We start from the raw sequence: 20,680 nt of genomic DNA, 5'->3' as shown, positions 1-20,680 counted from the left end.
AAGTCACACGACATCGGTCGCGAGCTACTTTAGAGGTTAAATTATGAGCTGGTTTAACAACCTTACATTTCGGTACAAGTTAATACTTCCTATTGCACTGTTGGCTTTAGTGCTTATTGGTATTGCTACCGTCAGTACCGTGAATTTTAAATCCGTTGCTAACAGCGTTGATGAAATAGCCAGTGAACACTTACCCGGCCTTAATTACTTATTGCAAGCGGATCGCGACCTACATCAGGCTCTGGTAGCAGAAAGAACCTTACTTTCAGTTCCACCAGGTTCGTCAAAAAAACAAGCACTTGTCGACACAGTCAATGAGAACCTACAGCAAGCTTCTCAACGGGTGGACCGATTTTTAGCTATCACTTCAAGTGCCGAAGAACGTCAAATGGTTGCTGATTACAAGCGAAAAAATGAGACCTGGGTCGCAACCACTAAGCGAGTAATAGAGCTTCATGGTCAAAACAGGGTTGAAGAAGCCATTAGTTTAAGTGAGCAGCAAAGCGGCCCTCAGTTCGAGACCATGCGGGACGTTCTTGACCAGCTAGAGCAACGCAAAGAAGAAGCAGCACTCAGTCAGTCTGACATTATTGACGAAGTCATCAGTCAAAGTAACTGGACAGAGATGGTTGTCCTGACCATAGGTTTAGCTATCTGCGTATTGCTGGCATTATTCTTTCCACCATTAATTACCAGGCCATTGAACTTAATGCTTGAGCGTTTTGAAGATATGGCCAAAGGCGAAGGAGATTTAACCGCACGCGTTAATCTGGACAGAACAGATGAACTGGGTCGAGTAGCCGATGCATTTAATGCTTTTGTCGAAAAGCTTCAGCGCATTATTACCAAAATTAATGAAATGACCGAACAACTGGCAACATCGTCAGAAGAGCTTTCCAGCATTTCAGAAGAGTCTAACGAAAGCATCAGGAAGCAACACGAAGCGGTTGAGCAGGTGGCAACGGCTATCCATGAAATGTCGACCACAGTGGACGAAATAGCCAAAAGTGCTAATGACGCAGCGACTTCTGCGAAAACAGCTGACGATCATACCAAGCAAGGTCGCGATGTCGTTAAGTCGACAGTTGATGCGATTCAGAGTTTAGCTAACCACGTGAATCAAACATCTCAAACTATTTCTAAGGTAGCGGAAGATAGCGACAACATAGGTAAGGTACTGGACGTTATTGGTAGCATAGCTGAACAAACAAACTTGCTTGCGTTAAACGCGGCTATTGAATCTGCGCGTGCAGGGGAACATGGAAGGGGCTTCTCTGTTGTTGCTGACGAGGTCAGAACCTTAGCCAGCCGCACACAAAAATCAACCCAGGAGATTCAGGAAATGATTGAGCGTTTACAAACAGCAACTCATGAAGCTGTCCGCTCAATGAACACCGGTAAGGAAGAGGCGGATCACACAGTGGAAAGAGCAAGAAATGCTGATGAGTCACTCCAGGCAATAACCTCGGCGGTAGCAGAAATTAATGATATGAACAGTCATATTGCCAGCGCGGCTGATGAGCAAAGCTCAGTTACAGAGGAAATTAATCAGAACATTAATACTATTAGTAGTATTTCAGATCAGTCCGCGCAAAGTTCGGCGCAGGTAAAAGAGTCCAGTGAAAATTTGGCGGAGCTATCTGCCAACCTGCAACAGGAGCTCCGTCAGTTCCGAATCCGCTAACGTTCGTTTTCGAAAGATTGCTGGCGTTCTGCCCATTTGAGCAGTTCTCCCAGCGGCTTCGGCTTACTGAATAAGAACCCTTGCATAAAGTGGCAACCATGCTCCACTAAATAAGCACATTCTTCTTCTTTTTCTACACCTTCAGCAACGGTTTCGATACCTATGCCTGCAACCATGCTCAGAATACCGCAGGTAATAGCAGCGTTATGCGAGTTCTCATGAATATTTTCGATAAAGCTGCGATCAATTTTGAGCTTATTTACCGGCAACATATTTAAATAACGTAAGCTGGCAAAGCCACTACCAAAATCGTCAATGGCCACATCCAAACCCAGATCTCGCAATTGCTGCAATAACTCAGCAATACGCTGAGTATCATTAACTAATACATTCTCTGTAATTTCGACGGTGATCTCGCCGGGTTTAATATCAAACTGTTCGAGTATCGCTTTCGTTTTACTGACAAAATCTTCACGATAAAACTGGATAGGCGAAAAGTTCACCGAAACAGATTTTATACCGTACAGCTTAAGCTGCTGCAGATCGCGACAAGCCTGCTTTAGCACCCATTCACTAATTGGAATGATTTGCCCTGTGCGCTCAGCAACAGGAATAAAGTCTGCGGGTGAAACATAACCTTTGGTTGGATGTTGCCAGCGAATGAGCGCTTCGGCTCCGGCAACTTGACCTTTGTCGGTCATAATGGGTTGATAAAATAGCTCAAACTGCTCTTGCGCAAGCGCTTCCTGAATTTTGGTCCGCAATGCCACTTTGTAACCTAAGCCTTCATCAAGGTTTGCGGAATACCAGTAAACAGAGTTACCACCGCGTTTTTTCGCTTCATACATAGCAACATCGGCACGTTGAGTAAGCTCCATCGGGTGTTTAAATTCAATATCATTTGCTGAAACACCAATTGCTGCCGATAAAGAAACCTCGACTTCGCCAATCCGAAAAGGCTGTTCGAATACCGCTAAAACTTCCGCGCATAACGCATTAACTTGCTCAACAGCACTCATATCCTGAATAACGGCGACAAACTCATCGCCACCAAAACGGCAAAGTAAGTTAGGTTCCGAAACAACCTGCTGCAAGCGTTGCGCCGTTTCAATTAAGACCTCGTCTCCAAGGTAGTGTCCCAAGCTGTCATTTATAGGTTTAAAGCCATCTAAATCGATAAAGAGAACGAATATTGCCGCGTCACTCTTGTTTTCCTGCAACTGTTGTAGTCGCTGCTCCATTGCACTGCGGTTTACCAGGTGCGTTAAGCTGTCGTGAGAAGTGAAAAATTCTAACGCTTCTTCTCGCTGAATTCGTTCGGTAATATCTTTAGCTATGCCGTGAACACCGGTAATTTCGCCATCGATAATAATAGGAATATTGGTTATCGCTAAGTCATGAAGCTGACCGGTCTGGTCTTTTACCTTTATCTCGTAGGACTGTGGAATACCGGCTTTAGCCGCTTCAAAATGCTCTGAGGTTCGTTTCTGGTCACTTTCAGGCACTGCCAGCTCATAGTGTTTACCCAGTAAATCCTCTTCTTTAAGCAATAAAAGCTCACAAACTGAACGATTAACACTCGTAAAGTTGCCTTCTAAGTCGAGCATAAACACGGCATCGGGGTTGTGAGTAAAGAGTGAACTTTGACTTTGCTCAAGACGAGCTTGTTTCCTTCTTTGCTCCTCCTGTTCAATGATGAGAGCCACCAGATCACGATTACGGACAATAATTTCAAGTTCAGGTCCTAAAGGCACTCTCGGCTCTGAAAAGTAAATTGCGAAAGTTCCAATAACGTCACTGTCAGAGGTTGCAAAAATAGGGTGGGACCAGCACGCCACTAAACCTTGCTGCTCGAGGAGGGACCGGAACTCATTGAAGCGCTGGTCCTTTCTCATATCAGCAACCAGCACGGGCTCACCGAGTGCTGCCGCTGTACCACAAGCGCCAACACCGTCTGCTACGGCTAAGCCATCTAAGGCGCGGTTATAGGACTTAGGTAGGGAAACAGAAGCGGCGGTTGATAAGGTTTGTGTTTTTTTATCAACCGCCATAATGGAGCACATGGCACCATCAATTTGAGACTCAATAAGCCGACAGATGCCCAACAGGCGGCTTTCAATATCCCGATGCCGGGCTAACGAGTTAAACGCTTCATAATGTGACTGAATTAAGTAATTTGTGCCTTGGTATTTCTTTTCCGCTCTTTTGCGGACCACTACGACAAAAATTGTCGTAGCAATCAGAACAATAGCTATGCCTGTCGCCAACAGGCTGTATTCGGGGAGGCTATCCTGCATTGGCTCGCTGCATATTTACCGCCTATTTTATTTAACCCGCTGCACTCGCATACGGCGATTCGAACCTTCACGGCCAAAGAAAAATGAATTTAATGCGCCGCGTTCAATATAATAGGTATCGTCTTCGTCCCAGGGAAAATAACCACCGCTGTCGGTCTGTTTCCAAATTTGGCCATTACTCAGTTCGATACGCCACTTGTCATAAGGTCCCTGCTCTTTCGCTGCGACTTCAACCTCAATTCGGTCGAGCTGGCCTTCCTCTTTGTCTTTATGCTCCATACCAAAGGTTCGCTCTAAAGAAGAGTTACCACGGCGCTCAGCCTTTGATTTTTGTTTTTCTGCCTGAGCTTTTCCTCTGGCTTTTCCTTCTGCTTGCTTCGACTCACCCTGAGATTTCTTAGCAAGACTGTCATAACATACCAGTCGCTCCAGCGAGTCTTCAATCCCTGCACATTGCTGTAACGCCTCTTGTTGTGCATTAACACTGCCCGCCGCCAACAATAAGGTTGCCCCTAGTAATGTTTTGTACATAAATCGTTCCTGTTTTGTTTTATTTAATAACGTAATGTAAGAGTATCGCCTTTTTGCGTTAACTCAAATTCCTTCAAAGCACTCATGCCCAAAAGTATGACATCCCCATCCATCCCGGGAGTGATAGACGCCGCGACATTCGTTAGCTTAATTTCACCCAATTCTAACCTATCAATTTCTGTCCTATAAGTTATAACACGTCCGTTCGCGGTTTGAGACATACCTTGCCGGCCTTTTCGTAAACCCAGTTCTGCGGCCAGGTTTTCAGGAACAGCAACCAGTGTCGCCCCGGTGTCCAACAAGAAAGTCACAGGCTGACCATTCACTTTACCCTGAGCCACATAGTGGCCCATCCGGTTTTGCTCCAGCACAACGGTGACTTGTCCGTTATCAACATGGCTTTGCACCTGAGAGTTCGGGTTAAACTGTTGCTGCAACTGGTCTTCAAAAAACCAGACCAACATGACAAGGGCTAGCCCCCAGGCAATAAACATAAAAGGTTTGCCGAAAGAAGTCGTACGCGCCAAGTTAATCTCCTTTAATCATCATAGGGCAAACTTTGCTTTTTTACCTGGTCAGCTCTTTGCTGTCGCTGTTCGGTTACGTCTTCAACTGACCAGCCTTGCAAATTATTTTCAATAAGCTGACTTAGCGCATCAATATGCCCGCTTTCGGCATTCAGAGCTGAAATGTACTCGTACCGCTCACCACCACTTTCCATAAAGTATTCACGGTTTTCTTCACCAATTTCTTCTACGGTTTCTAAGCAGTCAGAAGAAAAACCCGGACAAAAGACCTGAACCGACTTTACTCCTTTACCTGGAAGCGCTTTCATCGTCATATCGGTATAGGGCTGCAACCACTCTTCGCGACCAAAACGTGACTGAAAAGTCGTCAGATACTCGTCTTTTCCAAGCCCTAATCGTTCTGCCAGTAAGCGCGATGTTTTGTAGCATTCGCAATGGTAAGGGTCACCATTTTTCAGGTAGCGCAGTGGAATCCCATGGTAGGAAAACAGCAACTTATCAGCCCGTCCATGAGCGTCCCAGTGTTTTTCAATGCGCTGAGCAGCGGCCTCGATAAAAGGTGAAAAATCGTGATAGTGAGTAATAAAACGAAGTTCAGGTAACCAGCGGCGTTTGGTAAAGTCTTTGGCCAGCGCATCAAAGGTTGAGGCCGTGGTCGATGCCGAGTACTGCGGATACAAAGGCAACACCAGCAGTTTGCGAACGCCTTTTTGCATCATCTTCTCAACCACCTCGCTAAGAGCCGGGTTCCCGTAACGCATGGCAAAATCCACAACAATGTTGTCACCCCAGGTTTGCTTCAGTTTTGCCTCAATGGCCGAAGCCTGGTCTTGCGTGTGAAATAACAAGGGAGAGCCACGATCAGTCCAGACAGTTTTATAAGCTTCAGCTGAACGTTTAGGCCGAAAACGCAAAATAACGCCGTTTAAAATCAAAAACCAAAGTAAGCGCGGAACTTCCACCACTCTAGGGTCGGATAAAAACTCTTTTAGATAGGGCTTGAGCGCTTTTTTTGTTGGAGCCTCTGGAGTTCCCAGATTAGTAACCAAGACACCAATTTTGTCCGCCTGCCCATGAGAAAATCCCGGGCTTCCTTGATATTTCATTTTGAGTTACCTTTTAACAACACGATGTAAGTGCAAATTTTACGTAAGTTTTAACGGCTTCGATCCCTATTTGCAAAAAAATCACGCTACACTGGGCCGATGAATGCTATCGAAAATCATATGTTGACGCGCCAATGACAGAAAACTCGAAGACGCAACAATGGTATCAGAAACTGGCCAGTTCCCCCCATGCGTTGATACTTCTATTTTTTCTGTCTGCCCTGGAGGCAACGATACTTCCCATAGCCTTAGAGTTGGTCTTAGTACCTTACATGGTACTAGAACGCAAACGCATATGGCTGGTTTCGACTGTCGCTTTAGCGGGTTTTTTGGCCGGGGCTATTGTCGGTTACTACATTGGCTTTGCCTTATTTGATACCGCTGGAGAATGGTTCATCAACTACCTGTCCATTCAGGACTACTATAAAGAATTCCAGGACACTCTGAGTGAAGACGGTTTTATTGCTATTTTTCTGGTGGGTGTTACTCCCGTTCCTTTCCAGGTAGCCATGCTGGCTGCAGGTGCTGGTGATTATCCGCTTTGGCTATTTATGCTAGCGGCTGGTGCCGCAAGAGCTTTACGTTATTATGTATTAGCACTTATCGTTTTATGGTTAGGGCCTTATACTGAACGCTTATGGGGTAAATACGCAGGTCTCGTCGGTTGGTCTATTCTCATCGTCGCGGGAACTATGTTATTACTAATGCAGTTTTTGTAAGTATTTAAGGTACCAATGTTCCTACTCATTGTTTTTGCTGTTATTGCCATTGGCGTTTCATTTATTTGTTCAGTTTTAGAAGCTGCCATTTTGTCGGTTACACCAAGCTATATAGCCCAGCTAAAAGAATCCCGGCCTAAAACCCATCAACAGTTGCGCAAGCTAAAAGATTCTATCGATAAACCGCTGGCAGCTATTCTGACACTTAATACTATAGCTCATACAGCAGGTGCCGCAGGAGTTGGAGCACAAGTTGGGGTCGTCTTTGGTGACGGTTATCTGGGAGTAGCTTCAGCAGTTATGACGCTGCTTATTCTGGTGCTATCAGAAATAATTCCGAAAACCATAGGTGCTAAATTCTGGCGTGGGATAGCTCCTATGCTACCTCCAGTACTAAATTTTTTAATTTTATCGCTTAAGCCGTTTATCTGGCTTTCCGATCAAATCACCAAACGCATTGGCAGCGGAGAAGCAGACATTGACGTTCGCTCTGAAATTAAAGCTATGGCGACCATTGGTCATGAAGAAAAAGCGTTAGATGACGACGAACGTCGGGTCATTCTGAACATTCTCGACTTACATGAAATTCGTGTACGTCAGGTCATGACTCCAAGAACAGTATGTGAATCCATTCGACCAGATTTAAGCATGCCGGAAGTCAGCGAAAGGATTAGAAAGCTGCCTTTTTCCCGATACCCGGTCATTGATACCGACGAGGAGCCACAAGGCATTGTTTTTCGTAGTGATATTCTTGATGCTGAGGAATCAGACTCGCTGAAAGACATTGTACGACCGGTTGAGATCGTCACAGAAACCGTCAGTGTTGAGGCTCTAATGAGCCACCTGCTTAAAGAGCGTCAGCATATGGCTCTGGTTTACGACGAACACGGCAGCTGGCTGGGACTCATCACTCTTGAAGATATTATCGAAACCATACTCGGTACCCCCATCATGGATGAAACCGATAACATAGCCAGTTTACGACGCTACGCTCGTCAACGCTGGGACAAACGGCTCAAGCGCGACCCAAAGCAGGCGCAAAGCAAGCAAGGTAATGATTAAACGGAATAGTTGGTCAAAGCGCTGGTCAGTAATTTTTTTCAGCCAGTGCAGGCCAATCCAGGTACCGGCAAAACCGGCCGCTATCATTGCTAATACCAGCGGTAGCCAGTCCTGAAATACAAACCCGGCCATGCCAAACACCAGCGCTTTAGGCGCGTGTTGCATGGTCATTACTGCGGAGAACGTCGCGACGGTTTGCATTCGCTGACTAAACCGGGCTTTTACAAAAGCGGCAACCAGTGGCCCTGACGCACCAACAAAAAGAGAAGTAAAGCCGGTAACCAAGCCACCACCGACCAGACCAGCACGCCCACGGAAACTCTGTGGCAACTTAGGTCCCCAGGTTAGCCAGATTAAAAATAGTGCGATGGTAATTTGCAGAAAATGTGTCGGAAGCTGAACCAATAATAAACTGCCGATAAAAGTGCCTAACAAACCAAAGGGCACAAACCAGGCAACGGTAGGCCAATGAATGTGTTTCCAGGACAACCCGGTTCGGCCAATATTAGACCCCATTTGCACTAGTCCATGTACCGGAATAACCGCGCTACCGGGTAATACCAGAGCCATGACACCAATCAATACCGCGCCCCCACCGGCGCCGGCCACGGCTGTCAATAACGAGGTTGCGGCCGATAAGAGTACCAGGCCATAGAACAAGGCTTCGTTAATCATGCTTTCTTACTACTCCCTGAGTTCCTAATTTGCGCTGATTGGGATCAAAACGGTATAATCCGCGCGATTTTTACGCGAATTGCTAAAGCAATTTAAATGAAGGCTCCGGATTTACGTTCCGGACCGCTGAAAAAGGTAACATGATATGTATATTTGTGCGGCATTGTATAAATTTGTTGAGCTCAATGACTATAAAGAACTCCGCGAACCTCTGTATCAGACGCTTATTGCAAACGATGTAAAAGGCACTTTGTTGTTAGCCCGGGAGGGCATTAATGGCACCATTTGCGGTACCCGAGAAGCCATTGACAACGTTTTGAATTACTTACGTTCCGACGAACGTTTTGCTGACATTGAACACAAAGAATCCCCCAGTGACGAGCAAGCGTTTTATCGCACCAAGGTAAAACTGAAAAAAGAAATTGTCACCCTGGGCGTTGACTGGGTTGACCCCAAAAGCTCGGTCGGTACTTACGTAGACCCGGAGAAATGGAACGACCTGATAGCCGATCCGGAAGTGCTGGTTATTGATACCCGCAACGAATATGAATACGCCGTAGGAACCTTTGAAGGCGCCATTAACCCTAAGACCGATACTTTCCGCGAGTTTCCGGAGTACGTGAAGCAACATCTGGATCCGGAAAAACATAAGAAAGTTGCGATGTTCTGCACCGGCGGTATCCGCTGCGAAAAGTCGACCGCTTATTTAAAAGAGCAGGGCTTTGATGAGGTTTACCATCTAAAAGGCGGAATTCTTAAATATCTGGAAATGATGCCGGAAGACAACAGTCGCTGGAATGGCGAGTGCTTTGTTTTTGATCAGCGCGTTACTGTTAAGCACGGTCTTGAGCCGGGTGAATATGACCAGTGTTATGCCTGCCGCATGCCCATTACTGCTGAAGAAATGCAGTCAGAACATTACCAAAAAGGTGTCAGTTGTCCGCATTGCTATGACAAGACCTCAGCTGAGCAAAAAGAGCGATTTGCCGAGCGTGAGCGTCAAATTCAATTAGCTAAAGCCCGCGGTGAAAAACACATTCGCGACGGCAAACTTGAAAGCCTGAGTTGATTTAACTCACAGCGCCCCCATACTCCTTATGTAAGCATAAGCTGACAGTTATCGAGTTTAGCTGTCAGCGTTATCGATTTCCATCGCTTTCTTTAACCTCATGATTCAACTATGGTTAAGGCATAACGATGATAAAGGAGGGTTTATGAAACAGTTAAGCGTTATTGGTTTAGACCAGAAAAAAGCAGAACAACTTGCTGACAAGCTCAATGAGCTACTTTCAAATTACCAAGTTTTTTATATGAATGTTCGTGGTTTTCACTGGAACATTAAAGGTGAGCGTTTTTTTGAACTGCACGCTAAATTCGAAGAAACCTACGACGATTTGTTGCTGAAAATTGATGAGATTGCAGAACGTATTTTAACTTTGGGTCAACGCCCTCAGCATGCTTACTCAACTTACATCAAAAACAGCGAAATCGAAGAAGTTAAAGACGTACACGACGGTCGTGCCTGTGTAGCCAATATTCTGGATAGCTATCAGACTACCATTCGTTTGCAGCGTGAAATTCTTGAAATTGCTGATGAAGCAGGCGATGAAGGGACGAACGCATTGATGAGTGATTACATCAAAGAGCAGGAAAAAACAGCCTGGATGCTGACGTCTTACATGGGCAATTAATTGTCCAAAGTAACAATAAAAAACGCCCCGATATTCGGGGCGTTTTTTTATGTCGATAACAATTAGAAAGTGTAGTTCAGCCGAGCGTAGTAGTAACCACCGTTAATACCGAACGGGAAGGTTTCCCAGCCATATTTAAAGCCCGCATCAGAAAATGGTGAACCTGCACTACCCCATTCATCCGGGTAAGTATCAAACAGGTTATTAGCACCAATACGAACGTTTAAACTGTCAGTAAAGTCGTAGCCGATAGAAAGATCCGTCAACCATTTACCACCCCACTCATGACGGACACCAGTAAAGGCCTGACCTTCTACGGCCCCAAAATAGTTGAAGGCTAAATTGACGTTCCAGGCGTCACGAGTCCAGTCACCGCTTAACGTTGCTTTCTCACTGGGTTGTCCCTCTTCAAGACGCAGGACTTGAGTGTCGTTGAAGATCTGTTCCCCCGGAATTAATGAAGAGACCGAATTCACCTGCTCTACATCGGTATTCATAAAGCTCATTGCGGCAGTTAAATTCAAATTGCCGTCCATAAACTCAGTCGGGTAAGACGCGATCACATCCAGACCTGTGGTTTTGGTGTCAACAGAGTTGGTAAAAAACTGAGCGGCGCCCAGGTTATTATCCTCCAGAATTTGGCCAAACTCCGCACCAACATCGGCCGTCAGAGATTCCGATAACACAATGCGATCATCAATATTGATTTGATAAAAATCCATGGTCAGATCGAAACCGTTGTTGAAACGCTTTATAAGACCCATACTTATGCTTTCAGACGTTTCTTCTTCCAGCTCGTTAATACCAAACTGACGTGCGACTTCGTCATCATTAGCAATGGTCCCGGTTTCTACCAGAGTGCCATTAACAATGTTAGTGGATACCTGACTGTAATAAATTTGCTGTACACCAGGAGCCCGGAATCCGGTCGATACTGTGCCACGCACAGAGAGGTCACTGTTGATATCATATCGGGCAGACAGTTTACCGGAAATATTGTCTCCGGCTATGTCATAATCTTCGTAGCGTAAAGCCCCGGCTAACAAGAAGTCCGGCGTTACATAGTATTCTGCATCGACATAAGCACCATAACTGTCACGGTCAGCATCTACCGCCTGGCTCGGACTAAAACCCGGAAAACCTTGTATGCCGGCTTCAGCAGGGTCACCAGATGGGGTTAGGATTTCAATGCTGGGATCATTAGCTCTGCCATAGGACCAGGATACCGGGTCACCAGGGTTAATTTGATAGCCGTCACGGCGCATCTCTAACCCCACAGCCAGATAAAGCAGCTCATTTGCGATATCAACCGTACCATTAAAATCTAAATTGAATGTCGTCTGCTCAAAGACCAGTTCGCCATCGAAAGCCTCTGTTGGTGTTTCGCCGTAAATACCGCCGTCCGGACTTGGTTCGTAGTACCAACTTACATTTGCAGAGTTTGACGAGTTAAAGCCAAATTCATTTTTACCGTAAACCACACTGGCATCCCACAGCCAGGCGTTAGGTAGGTCTCCGCGAACTCCAACAGCCAACGATTGATCATCCGCTTCAGTCTCTAGTTTCGGCAGAAAACCATCGGGGTAAATTGCTTCTATGGTTCTAGGGTGTCCGCGTCCGCGGAAAAAACCTGAAGAACCACCGTCACGGCTGGAGATCCCACCAAAAGCGTAAAGCTCGGTCGTTTCACTAAAGTTATAACCGGAGTTAAACCAGGCGTATAAGTTCTCCGAATCGGCATCACCAATATGCAGACGAACCACAGGGTCGCCGCTGGGCGATGACCAGTCTCCTATGAGCGATGCTTCAGCTGGAGACGCCCGGTTCGTCATTCCCCGGTCACGGTACTCCAACGTGCCGTTGAAAAAGCCGTTGTCTGACTCAACACCAAAATTAACGCCAACAGTATTAACTTCGCCATCACCCTCGTAAGTTTGGCCTATTTCAGCGGAAACACTGCCGCCTTCGGAGCTTTTCAGCGTGATATTAATGACCCCGGCAATGGCATCAGACCCGTATTGAGCCGCCGCACCGTCTCGTAGAATTTCGACACGCGCAACAGCGGTAATTGGAATGGCGTTAATGTCGTAGCCTGCCGAGCCTTTACCAATGGTCTCCTGGACGTTCACCAGAGCTTGCTGATGCCTGCGTTTACCGTTAACCAGAACCAGAACCTGATCCGGATTGAGTCCGCGCAGTGTTGCCGGACGAATGATGTCAGAACCGTCAGAAATGGTTGTGCTGGAAAAGTTAAAAGAAGGCGCACTCATTTGCAGGGCTTTACCGAGTTCAGTCGCTCCTGTATTTACGAGTTGCTCTGCAGAAATAATATCAATTGGCGAAGCCGATTCTGTCGCTGTTCTGCCATTAACCCGTGAACCCAAGGTGATAATGCGCTCCATAGATTCGTCAGACTCTGCATTAGCATCCGCTTGTTGCGCAAAACCGGTACCCGGGATTGCTAACGCTGCTGACATTGAAATGGCCAAATACCCAAGTTTAAAAGATGCTCTGCTCATAGTTCTGCCTTACTTTTGTTGTTTTTTTGTTTTAAACGCGACCAGCTTTTTAACAACTACAGCCATTTCATTGGCTTGGGAATATACCAGATGATATAAATCAATATTTGTAAGGAAACTTGCGGATCTGACAGAGTGCTTTATATTGATAGTTGTAAACACAACAAAAGGAAGACTTTATGACTCGTATCGTAGGTATTGTTCTATTAGTTGTTGGCGCTATTTTATTGTATTTCTCATATGAGGCTTCACAATCAATTGCCTCTAGCGTATCAGAAGTGGCCACAAATGAACCAACTGACAACACCATTTGGTATTTAATTGGTGGTGTTGCCGCAGTTATTATTGGTCTCTACGCGGTCATTCGCGGAAAGTAACCTAGTAAACGTAGTTAGCCAGACGTGTCGCCTGATACGTCTGGCAGTCTTAAGGCTGTAAGGGTAGCAAGTAAGCCAATAGCTCCCAGTACCCATAAAACGGCAGCAACGCCATAAGCAGCATCAACCCACCCCAGTAATAAACCAGCTAAAAGCACTACCCCCATCACGGTATTAGATACCGCCGTCAGTTGCGCCCGGTTATCTTGCGTTGCCATATCAACCAGATAGGTTTTTCTGCCAACTCGTGCTCCATGATGCGCAACCGCCGAACTGAATAAAAGTAATGCCGCAATCCACTGCGCGCCCAGCGCCTCAGGTATCCAGTAATAAAGTGCCAGCGCAGCCGATATTACCAAAGTCGACATAACGGAAGCTGCTGCCATCACATGGTGACTGGCAGAATCGGACCAACGCCCCCAAAAGCGCCCCGCCAACAAACCGGCAAGCCCACTCGCTAGCATTAAACTGCCCAGACTAGTCAGTTCGGACTCACCTTCGCGCTGAATTAGAACCACGATATAAGGAATAGCAAAAGCGGCGGCGACTAGTAACGCCCGCGAAATGACAAAGTGTCCAAACTGACGATCCTGCCACAGCAAAGACATTGATTTCAGTGCTTCGGTCAGCGCGTTACCACCGCCCTCGGTTGCACCGGCAACCTCAGGAATGCCCGCATAAAGTAGAGCCGCAACAAACCAGAGCACAACACCGGCACCTAGTAGTCCAATAAATAATGAGCGCTGACCTTCCATATCGGGTGCAAATATAATAACGAGTGCGGTTAACAGTGTGAGTAATCCGGCGGTGGAGGCTGCGACACCGGACATTCGTCCACGGCGCGTTTTAGATACCGTTTTACCGGTCACATCCTTATTCGCCACAGAACAAATGCCCCGTGACAAGCTAAATATTGCCAGTAAAACAACTACAGACCACCCCAGTGCAGATTCATCTAAAGTTGCTACCGCAAACAACATCGCCAGCAACGAGACTGCCTGACCGACACTGCCCGCAACCCAGAACCATTTGCGTACCGGCTGCTCACGGAGCTTTTGAGCAACAAAGAGTTGAGGTAATAAAGCCAGAGATTCCCTTAAAGGCACTAAAGCGCTAATAAACACCGCCGGAGCGCCAAGCGAACTCAACATCCACGGCAATACAAGGCGCGCGCTGACTAAGCTGTCACCCAGTTTTGTCAGAGTTAACGACAACAACATCAAAACGAATGAACGCGGTTGCTCGTTACAGGCAGACTCAGGAATATCTTTACAAACGCGAGCATCTTCGTCTTCAGCTAAGTAGCCGTAAACGCGTTCAGTCAGTTTTTTATCAGTCATGGCAAAGTGTTCACTTTAAGAAAGGTGTCGAAATAGATGCTGCCATACTTTATTCAACCATTCCACAAACTCAAACCATTGCGCTAAACGCTGCCGATCAATTTGATAATGGGCTATTTTTTCGTACTCTGTTATTAAGCGAACCGAGGCTTGGTCACTGAGTTCATTCACGACAATTGCACTGGCAATATCAAACAAGGGGTGGCCAATACCCGCGTACTCCCAGTCAATAATCCGGATAGGATCGGCCATTAAAATATGATTCATAGATAAATCGTTGTGGCATAACACCGGATAACTGAGCCAGTCCTCTAACAAGGGTTGCATGGGTACCAATTTCTGGCTCATTTGAGCAGCAACCGCCGAATTGACCGAACGCAACTGCTGCAAATAATGCTCGACCCGCTCAGACATAGACCAGGCCGGAATATCAACTCGTGTATTGTGGATTTTCGACAGCGTTTCAGCCAGTACAGTGGCTTTAATCAAAGGCGACAGCGTAACTTGCTGTAAAGACGGAGCCTGGTAGTAAGGCTGTAAAAACCAGCCTTGCTTAGCATCGTAAGCTAAAACTTCGGGGGCAAGAGCCTGTTGCGCCAGCTCTTTTTGTATAGATACTTCCAGCTCACGGTCAACCGCGAATACCTGTTCATAGCGCCAGCGTTTTAACACATAATCTTCTGTATCTGTTCGCAGTCGCAACGTCTGATTAGACTGCCCGGAAGCAAGCAGTTGTATTTCGCAGGGCCGGCCAATCACCCGGCTTCACTCGCAGATTTCAGCGAAATGTCATGGCGCCAGCGCCACATGGCATAAATCACCAGTATCAGATAAACCACGAACAACAAGGCGGTGGCGACAAAGCCTTTGCTGGCGTACAAATAAACGTAAACACTGTCGATAACCAGCCAGTACCACCAGGTTTCATACGCTTTTTTGGTAACCAGCCAGGTGGCCAGCAAACTGAATATTGTGGTGTAAGTATCGAGCCATACTGCGTCTGCGTCGGTATAAACCGAGAGTAAATAAGCAATGCCTGCAGCCAGAGGAACCAACCACGCCCATTGCAGCAGGTGCCAACGAAACGGGTATTTCGCGCCATCAGGACTCTCCTTTGCTGCGCTTTGCTGACGCTGCCATTGCCACCAACCATAGCCTGCCAACGCAATGTAGATTGTTTGCAGCAAAGACTCCATATACAACTTACCTTGCCAGAACAAGACAGCGTATATAGTACAGCTGACCGCCGCCGCAGCCCAGCACCACTGGCGCTGATGCGCCGCCAGAACTAAATACCCCAAAGCCATGACTAAAGCCGTCAGCTCCCAGGGGGAACTGACCATCAACTGCTCAAGCCAGGATTCGAGCAAAGACTCAGGCATTATCCGGCCTTAAGTCTTTGTTAATAAATTTACAAACCAGAACATTCGAAGGCACATTCTGGAAAAGCATCTCCATTTCTTCACCCATAATGCGCATAACGTCCTGCATTTCACCAAATACTTGCGTACTCATGGTGTTGGTCAGAACCGTTAGTTCTGAATGCTGATTTAAACGCTCAATAAAATCTTTAATGGTATCCAGGTAATTTTCAGCCAGTGGATACAGCGACATTTCTACTGAAACTTGCATATTAAGCTCCCTTAAAACGATTTTCTGACAGTGATACCAAAGCGACGCGGTTCACCGTATTGGACGTAAGTTTCCGGCACATACTCCTTACGAGGGTCATTACGAAAGTAAAAACCGCGAGTTTCGTAGTCTTCATCCGTTAAATTACGACCCCATAAGCTAAAGTGCCAATCCTGATAGTGATAGTTTAGCGCAAGGTGCAACACTGCCATGCTGTCCGCTTTTTGGTTATGCGAATCAGAGAAGTAGAACTCGTCTTTCGCGTCGGCCTGAATCACCCACTGGAAGTTCTCGCCTAACCAACCTTCAAAGCCAATATTCAACTGGTAATTAGGCGCTTGCGCTTGCTCCCGCCCGGTCATATCGGTGCCGTCTTCGGTAACAAAACCTTCAATTTCGGTTTTTAACCAGCTGGCCGAAGCGAAAACCGCCAACCAATCCGTAAACTGATTGCGAATTTCCGCTTCCAGACCGTAACCTGCGCCTTCAGCGGCGTTCTCAATGTAACCCACAAATAACTGGTCTCGGTTTACCCAGCCCTTGAGCTGAACATCGTCACGCCAATGGTAAAATGCGCTGACTCTTGAGGTTAAACGCCCATCGGCACTGCTGCCTTTTACGCCAAACTCGGTACTCCAGAGCGTTTCCGGAGCAAAGGTTGAGCGGTCTAACAAGTAGTTTTCTAATTCTTCCAGACCCTGATCTTCAGCTTTTCCTAAAGCTTCACCATTAACGCCACCGGCTTTGTATCCGCGCGCCAGAGTCGCGTACAGGTAACTGTCGTCAGACGCCTGATAGCGGACACTGAAATTACCACCCACCATGGTGTCTTCAGGTTCAGCGGTAATACCGCGACTGTCGAGGTAGTCATTGTCGTAACGTTCTACCCGCAAGCCAGTTATAGTACTAACCCGGTCACTCCAATGCTGAGTTAGCTCACCATAAATAGCAACGTGATTGCTATCATAGTCGCTGTTGAAAATGCTTGGCTGGCCTAAGTCCCAGTTAAAATAGTCACGTGTCAGCTGAACCGATTTGTCGTAATAGTACAAACCTAAAACCCATTCGCTATCAATACCAAACAGGCTTTCGGGCTCGTCGGATACCCAGCGAACTTCGGCGGTTTTGTCGTCACGGTCGCGGAAGTACGCGTCAAAAGCTGAGTATTCCCAGCCCGGAGCGATACCTTCATAGGTCCAGTCTTCGTCGTAAGCGTAGCCGGTGTCTGCATCCAGGTAGTTAACAGACATTTCCAGACGGCTGTTGTCAAAACCCAGGTAACTGAGCTGCAAGCGCAATGCCTGACTTTCTAAGCGGTCAAAACCCGGTTCATCGGACAAAGTTTCGCGGGTGTTGTCGAGACTAAACGCATCGTAGCCATTGTCGACATCGTTATAGTGCAGAACCGTTTGCAGCAACCAGTCTTTACTGAGCTCTGTATCCAGCTTGAAGCGCGCAGTGAGTTCGTCGCGCTGTTCCGTGTCATCACGCTCAAGATAGGTATTTTCAATGTAACCGTCTTGCTGAAACTGGCTGACCGAGAAGCGGGCGTTACCTAACAGCCCTAGGTTTCCGCCCATAGCAAGGCCGCCCATGGCTTCGGAATAGTTGCCTGCTGATAGCTGAAACTGGCCGTTAAAGTCGCTGCTCGGTGCGGTGCTGTCCAGCAACAATAAACCGGCCATAGCGTTCACGCCAAAACGTCCGCTTTGCGGACCGCGAAACACTTCCACGTGATCAATATCGAAAAGCGATGCGGCACTGCCTAATCCGCTGTAATCAATACCATCAATTATCAAACCGACCGAGGGCGTTACAGGATCAACAAACTGAGAGCGCTCGCCAATACCACGAATTTGAATAAACCGAGCCGTGGAAGTACCACCCGAGAAATTCACGTTGGCCAAACTGTTCAGAGTGTCTTGTAAATGCTGTGAGTGACGCTGTTGCATCGCATCTTTATCAATAATAGAAACGCTGCTGGTGGTTTCATTTAAGGTGCGGCGGTGAAAGTCACCACTCACTTCAATAATTTCAATGTCTTTTGTATCTTGTGTGTCCTCTGCTGCAAAGGCAAAAGCGGGAACACTGGATAACGCAGCGGCAATGCTGGCTGCTAAGTATGAATTGATTATTTTCATGGATCATTTCCTCAAAACAAAGTCAGAAACGATCCGGTAAGGCTGTATTAGACGGGTTTTCTACCATCCCTACGCCAGTATTAACCGGATCAGGTTTTAAGGGTTCGCTAATGCATCTCAGCCGTTGCCGGCACCCCTTGGTAAAGCGGCGTCAGTATAACGCAGCTTGTTAGTTAAACAAATTTACTTTCAGTGCAATTAAATAAAGGACAGAGCGTCGCCGTAAAGGTTTTCTAACGGTACGTCTTTAGCGACAAAGTCGTCGCGAATAACGCGTATCATTTCAAAACGGCCAGCCATGTAAATTTCACACTCAGGCAGACTTTGCTCACGGGCCATAACCGCGTGGTGCACTAAACCAATAGAATAAGCCCAGTTGTTATCCGCGTCTTCGACCACCGGGTGATAATCAAAGTGCTCGTACTGGCTTGCTAAGCGTTCCAGTTCGTCATGCAAATACAGGTCGCTTAAGCTTTTTGCACCCCAGTAAAGTGTCAGAGGCCGCTCTGGCGACACACGTAAATGTTGCTGCAAAATAGAATAGGTATACGAGAAACCGGTGCCACCAGCAATTAACACTGCCGGCTTAGTGTTTTCCTGACGGTAAAACGCAATACCGTCCGGCGCATCAATTTCTAGTTCCCCATCGTCACGCACTTTATCCAACACTTCCATGGCATAGCTGTTGTCCGGCGTAGCGCCAACATGAAGTAACCACTCACTTTTATTGGACGGGCACGACGCAATACTGAAAGGCCGCTTATCGCGTTCGCCCATCACCACCATAAGGTACTGGCCTGCTTTAAACTCAACCGCCTGCGGCAATTGTAAACGCACTTCCCACACAGCATCCGCCAACTGGCGCGAAATTTTAGCTTTACAGGTCATTTGTTGACTCATTCACGACTCCATAATATTCAGTTCGTCCCACAGCTCGTCAACACGCTGTTTTACCTCATCGCTCATGACGATTGGTTCGCCCCACTCACGGTCGGTTTCACCCGGCCATTTATTGGTGGCGTCCATTCCCATCTTTGAGCCCAGTCCGGAAACCGGTGAAGCAAAATCAAGGTAATCTATTGGCGTATTTTCGACCAGGGTCGTATCACGTGCCGGATCCATCCGGGTTGTCATAGCCCAGATAACATCTTTCCAGTCACGCGCATTTACGTCGTCGTCACACACAATCACGAACTTGGTGTACATAAACTGACGCAAGAAAGACCAGACACCCATCATCACACGCTTCGCGTGACCCGAGTACTGCTTCTTCATAGTGACTACGGCCAAACGGTACGAACAGCCTTCCGGTGGCAAATAAAAATCGACAATTTCTGGGAATTGTTTTTGCAGCAACGGAATAAAAACTTCATTTAAAGCAACGCCCAGCACCGCAGGTTCGTCCGGTGGACGTCCGGTATAGGTGCTGTGGTAAATAGGATCTTTGCGGTGGGTCACATGAGTCACGGTAAACACCGGAAACTCATCCACTTCGTTATAGTAGCCGGTATGGTCGCCATAAGGCCCTTCTGCCGCCATTTCACCCGGCTCTATGTAACCTTCCAGAATGATTTCAGCGTGCGCAGGTACTTGTAAGTCGTTACTGAGACACTGCGTTACTTCGGTTTTGCTGTCGCGCAACAAACCGGCAAAGGCGTATTCCGACAAGCTATCAGGCACAGGGGTTACCGCACCCAAAATAGTCGCAGGGTCTGCGCCCAAAGCAACTGACACCGGGAACTTTTCGCCCGGATGCTGCTGGCACCATTCCTGGAAATCCAACGCGCCGCCGCGATGCGACAACCAGCGCATAATAAGCTTATTCGGACCCAAAAGTTGCTGGCGATAAATGCCTAAGTTCTGACGTTCTTTATGCGGACCTCGAGTTACCGTAAGACCCCAGGTCACCAAAGGCGCAACGTCGCCCGGCCAGCAGTGCTGAATAGGCAGCTTGGTTAAGTCAACGTCGTCGCCGCTCATAACCACTTGCTGGCACGGTGCCTTTTTAATGCTTTTTGGCGACATACTCAGCACTTTTTTGTACTTAGGCAGTAAATTCAACGCGTCGCGAAAGCCTTTAGGAGGCTCAGGCTCTTTTAAAAAGGCCAGCAATTTGCCCACATCCCGTAAAGCGGTTACTGACTCCTGACCCATGCCTAAAGCCACGCGGTCGGGTGTGCCAAACAAATTAGCCAATACAGGCATATCATGGCCTTTCACGTTTTCAAACAATAAGGCCGGGCCTTGTGCTTTTAACGTACGGTCTGATATTTCGGTAATTTCGAGGTAAGGATCGATCTCTTGTTGGATGCGCTTAAGTTCACCGCGCTCCTCGAGGAGCGCGATAAAGTCACGCAGATCTTGATATTTCATACGCCA

At 47.2% G+C, this 20,680-nt stretch carries 19 protein-coding genes and 1 riboswitch; of the genes, 6 read left to right on the top strand and 13 right to left on the bottom strand.

What is annotated here, in order from left to right:
- Nucleotides 1-43 precede the first annotated feature (43 nt).
- Entirely contained in the window at nucleotides 44-1,684 is a 1,641-nt protein-coding gene (locus ACP7H9_RS08185; RefSeq protein WP_034822656.1) for a methyl-accepting chemotaxis protein, read from the top strand.
- On the opposite strand, the gene ACP7H9_RS08180 is transcribed toward ACP7H9_RS08185, so the two are convergent.
- The 4 genes from ACP7H9_RS08180 to hemH are packed head-to-tail and all read right to left on the bottom strand — an operon-like array spanning nucleotide 1,681 to nucleotide 6,145.
- On the bottom strand, nucleotides 1,681-3,981 hold the full coding sequence (locus tag ACP7H9_RS08180; protein ID WP_114982454.1) for a putative bifunctional diguanylate cyclase/phosphodiesterase: 2,301 nt from the start codon (nucleotides 3,979-3,981) through the stop codon (nucleotides 1,681-1,683). The genes ACP7H9_RS08185 and ACP7H9_RS08180 overlap by 4 nt on opposite strands.
- A gap of 27 nt (nucleotides 3,982-4,008) precedes the next feature.
- Nucleotides 4,009-4,512, bottom strand: coding sequence for a hypothetical protein (locus ACP7H9_RS08175; protein WP_439222563.1), 504 nt, complete (start codon nucleotides 4,510-4,512; stop codon nucleotides 4,009-4,011).
- Between the two features lie 23 nt (nucleotides 4,513-4,535).
- Nucleotides 4,536-5,039, bottom strand: a complete 504-nt coding sequence (locus ACP7H9_RS08170; RefSeq protein WP_439222562.1) for a retropepsin-like aspartic protease family protein — start codon at nucleotides 5,037-5,039, stop codon at nucleotides 4,536-4,538.
- 11 nt (nucleotides 5,040-5,050) lie between these two features.
- Nucleotides 5,051-6,145, bottom strand: coding sequence for a ferrochelatase (hemH, locus tag ACP7H9_RS08165; RefSeq protein ID WP_011235573.1), 1,095 nt, complete (start codon nucleotides 6,143-6,145; stop codon nucleotides 5,051-5,053).
- 134 nt (nucleotides 6,146-6,279) lie between these two features.
- On the opposite strand from hemH, the gene ACP7H9_RS08160 reads away from it, so the two are divergent.
- Nucleotides 6,280-6,864 (top strand): YqaA family protein, encoded by a 585-nt coding sequence (locus ACP7H9_RS08160; RefSeq protein WP_114982455.1) that lies wholly within the window; start codon nucleotides 6,280-6,282, stop codon nucleotides 6,862-6,864.
- Nucleotides 6,865-6,879: 15 nt separating this feature from the next.
- Complete coding sequence (locus tag ACP7H9_RS08155; protein WP_439222561.1) at nucleotides 6,880-7,926, top strand: CNNM domain-containing protein; 1,047 nt, start codon at nucleotides 6,880-6,882, stop codon at nucleotides 7,924-7,926.
- On the opposite strand, the gene ACP7H9_RS08150 is transcribed toward ACP7H9_RS08155, so the two are convergent.
- On the bottom strand, nucleotides 7,843-8,601 hold the full coding sequence (locus ACP7H9_RS08150) for a sulfite exporter TauE/SafE family protein (RefSeq protein WP_439222560.1): 759 nt from the start codon (nucleotides 8,599-8,601) through the stop codon (nucleotides 7,843-7,845). The two genes, ACP7H9_RS08155 and ACP7H9_RS08150, sit on opposite strands and share 84 nt — an antisense overlap.
- Nucleotides 8,602-8,746: 145 nt before the next feature.
- On the opposite strand from ACP7H9_RS08150, the gene trhO reads away from it, so the two are divergent.
- On the top strand, nucleotides 8,747-9,670 hold the full coding sequence (trhO, locus tag ACP7H9_RS08145; RefSeq protein ID WP_439222559.1) for an oxygen-dependent tRNA uridine(34) hydroxylase TrhO: 924 nt from the start codon (nucleotides 8,747-8,749) through the stop codon (nucleotides 9,668-9,670).
- Between the two features lie 145 nt (nucleotides 9,671-9,815).
- Nucleotides 9,816-10,292 (top strand): Dps family protein, encoded by a 477-nt coding sequence (locus ACP7H9_RS08140; protein WP_439222558.1) that lies wholly within the window; start codon nucleotides 9,816-9,818, stop codon nucleotides 10,290-10,292.
- Between the two features lie 62 nt (nucleotides 10,293-10,354).
- Here the strand turns inward: ACP7H9_RS08140 and ACP7H9_RS08135 are convergent, their stop codons facing one another.
- The gene (locus tag ACP7H9_RS08135; protein WP_439222557.1) at nucleotides 10,355-12,811 is read right to left on the bottom strand and encodes a TonB-dependent receptor plug domain-containing protein; all 2,457 of its coding nucleotides are present in this window, start codon (nucleotides 12,809-12,811) and stop codon (nucleotides 10,355-10,357) included.
- 179 nt (nucleotides 12,812-12,990) lie between these two features.
- Between ACP7H9_RS08135 and ACP7H9_RS08130 the strand changes: the two genes are divergently transcribed.
- Entirely contained in the window at nucleotides 12,991-13,188 is a 198-nt protein-coding gene (locus ACP7H9_RS08130; protein WP_034822665.1) for a DUF3185 family protein, read from the top strand.
- Nucleotides 13,189-13,202: 14 nt separating this feature from the next.
- Here ACP7H9_RS08130 and ACP7H9_RS08125 read toward each other — a convergent pair whose 3' ends face one another.
- The 7 genes from ACP7H9_RS08125 to ubiD form a co-directional block, all read right to left on the bottom strand.
- Nucleotides 13,203-14,528, bottom strand: coding sequence for an MFS transporter (locus tag ACP7H9_RS08125; RefSeq protein ID WP_110013426.1), 1,326 nt, complete (start codon nucleotides 14,526-14,528; stop codon nucleotides 13,203-13,205).
- A 15-nt stretch (nucleotides 14,529-14,543) separates the two neighbouring features.
- Nucleotides 14,544-15,287: a phosphotransferase gene (locus ACP7H9_RS08120; RefSeq protein ID WP_034822669.1), complete on the bottom strand. Its 744-nt coding sequence runs from the start codon at nucleotides 15,285-15,287 to the stop codon at nucleotides 14,544-14,546.
- Nucleotides 15,284-15,910 carry a nicotinamide riboside transporter PnuC gene (gene pnuC / locus ACP7H9_RS08115; RefSeq protein ID WP_011235582.1) on the bottom strand — a complete coding sequence of 209 codons (627 nt, stop codon included), beginning with the start codon at nucleotides 15,908-15,910 and terminating at the stop codon, nucleotides 15,284-15,286. The genes ACP7H9_RS08120 and pnuC overlap by 4 nt, the downstream gene beginning before the upstream one ends.
- A complete protein-coding gene (locus tag ACP7H9_RS08110) occupies nucleotides 15,903-16,160 on the bottom strand; it encodes a YkoF family thiamine/hydroxymethylpyrimidine-binding protein (protein WP_110013427.1) in 258 nt (85 codons plus the stop codon). The genes pnuC and ACP7H9_RS08110 overlap by 8 nt, the downstream gene beginning before the upstream one ends.
- 11 nt (nucleotides 16,161-16,171) lie before the next feature.
- On the bottom strand, nucleotides 16,172-18,301 hold the full coding sequence (locus ACP7H9_RS08105; protein WP_439222556.1) for a TonB-dependent receptor: 2,130 nt from the start codon (nucleotides 18,299-18,301) through the stop codon (nucleotides 16,172-16,174).
- Nucleotides 18,302-18,350: 49 nt separating this feature from the next.
- Nucleotides 18,351-18,449, bottom strand: a riboswitch (TPP riboswitch).
- Nucleotides 18,450-18,499: 50 nt separating this feature from the next.
- Complete coding sequence (gene fre / locus ACP7H9_RS08100; protein WP_110013429.1) at nucleotides 18,500-19,201, bottom strand: NAD(P)H-flavin reductase; 702 nt, start codon at nucleotides 19,199-19,201, stop codon at nucleotides 18,500-18,502.
- Nucleotides 19,202-20,674 carry a 4-hydroxy-3-polyprenylbenzoate decarboxylase gene (gene ubiD, locus ACP7H9_RS08095; RefSeq protein WP_439222555.1) on the bottom strand — a complete coding sequence of 491 codons (1,473 nt, stop codon included), beginning with the start codon at nucleotides 20,672-20,674 and terminating at the stop codon, nucleotides 19,202-19,204.
- Nucleotides 20,675-20,680 lie beyond the last annotated feature (6 nt).

The sequence above is a fragment of the Idiomarina sp. ST20R2A10 genome (genome assembly GCF_051842345.1).
Taxonomy (GTDB): Bacteria; Pseudomonadota; Gammaproteobacteria; order Enterobacterales; family Alteromonadaceae; genus Idiomarina; species Idiomarina loihiensis.
The sequence above is the reverse complement of the archived record's forward strand: the minus strand, read 5'-3'. Positions and strand labels throughout refer to the sequence as shown.